General features: G+C 30.0%; 1 protein-coding gene. It reads right to left on the bottom strand.

Going from position 1 to position 1913, the window contains the following annotated elements; genetic code table 11:
• Window positions 1-532: 532 nt before the first annotated feature.
• Window positions 533-1507: a TDT family transporter gene (locus F553_RS0111535; RefSeq protein WP_019000213.1), complete on the bottom strand. Its 975-nt coding sequence runs from the start codon at window positions 1505-1507 to the stop codon at window positions 533-535.
• Window positions 1508-1913: the final 406 nt, after the last annotated feature.

The raw sequence follows: 1913 nt of genomic DNA, 5'->3' as shown, positions 1-1913 counted from the left end.
AAAAAACAATGATATCGAATCATTGTTTTTTAGCGAGCTTATATCCCCATAAATAAATTTAGGGGCTTTACGCTCGCATTTGGTAAAACAAATCAATTATAATACCTAATATAATATCTAAATTAATTCAACTTGTTTTGCCATATTCATTGTAGTATAATAAACAAAGAAGAGAATAAACTGATGTTTGCCGATGTCAGCCCTCTTCTTATAGTGTTATTGTTGAAGAAGAGGCTGTCCATCAAGATGGCTTCTTTTTTATTTTAAAATCAATTAAAATAAGAAAGTATAGTAAATATAAGCGTTAATAAAGATATTATCAAAGACAATACTTCATAATTCGTCATATTTACCACCTCCCTAAAAGAGAGGCATGACACATCAATTTATTCCCTATGCCAAGAATTATATCATAAAGACAAGTAAAATACTTGTCTTTTTATTTTTGTCATAAAAATAAAAAAATAGGTTTAGATATAAAATCTAAACCTAAATAGTATTAGGGTATATTCTTAGAATTTTGAAGGCTTCATTATTTAACAATATTAGTTATAGTACCCAAAACAGTTTTTGCTCTATCCCCCATATTTACAATCATTTGTTCATGTAAGAATTTCAAATATCTGATGAACACATAAGTTACAATCGCTGTAGCTAAGATAGTTTCTACTCCTACTACATAATTTAAAATGCTAGGTACTGCTATATTGATTTCATTTAAATAACTAACAGTCTGACGAAGTGCAATCGCAGTAATAACAAATGGGAAAGTAAATGCTGCATAGCTAGGATAGAATTTTAATTTTAAAAGTTTTGGCATCTGTGTAAGCACTGCCACAAATAAACCTTGAGCTAATATCTGCATAATTACAATCATGATTAAAGATTTATCAGCAACACAAGCAAGATATCCTGCTAAGCTTAAACTCATTGGTGCAGTATAGATACAAAATAAAGGTTTAGCTGGTTCAGCAATTGCATGTTTACTGCAATAACGAATAGTAACGAGCGCAAATAATATCATATACATAGTGAAACCAAACCAGAAAATATATTCACCTAAATTGTGGTGATTAAAAGTAGGCGCTGTAACAGACGCTACCACGATACCTACATATGCTATAAAATATGTTGGAAAAACATCTCTTAATTCAAAATTGATGATATAACGATAAGTAAACCATGCCATCAACATAAAATGACCACAAATCGCCCCATACCAAACTACTTCACTAGCTATAGGTGCAAACGGAAAAGTATAAGTGCAAAGCTGCATAATTGCCATAAAGAAAGTAGCAAATACACTGGCAAAAATAGAATTTCCATTCAAATCATTTTTCATCATCTGCGGATGTAAAATAATTTTGCTAAATAACAACACCCCTAAAAACGCAGAACTAATACCGCAAGCATATTTCAAAATCATGGAATATGGTGCAAGCAAATTACCAAGAGCCGCCAATCCAAGCATCACCCCAGCAGTAGGTACAGGAACTTTTCTAATCATAATATAAAGCCTTCTTTCATAAATTATCTTATTTATAATTTCTTAATTAACATCTCGTTCAACCTTGACCTTATATTATCATATATCTATTCATAAGTAAAATATATTATTTACTTTAAAATAATAGGTAAATACTTATTTATAAAAACAGAAAAATCCCTATAATATAAATCTTATATTACTATTATAAAATCTATATTACAGGGAAATTATAATCTGTAATTTTCCTCGCGTTAGCAGACTTTTATGGTAGCCATAGGTTAATAAAATCAATATCGCGAGGCGGTTTCTTTGGTTTGTTTCTTTGCCACCAAAGAAATGAACACCTACATTTTTATACTTACTTTTCTTTCATGAGCAAGAAAAGTAACAAAAGAACTCTACCTCCCGATACCAATTTTTCTTT

This window comes from Megamonas rupellensis DSM 19944 (genome assembly GCF_000378365.1).
Taxonomy (GTDB): Bacteria; Bacillota; Negativicutes; order Selenomonadales; family Selenomonadaceae; genus Megamonas; species Megamonas funiformis.
Note: the sequence above shows the minus strand (reverse complement) of the source record. Positions and strands in the feature narration are given on the sequence as shown.

Coding starts and splice junctions, on each gene's coding strand:
- F553_RS0111535 (WP_019000213.1), bottom strand. CDS start 1,507: ATGATTAGAAAAGTTCCTGTACCTACTGCTGGGGTGATGCTTGGATTG.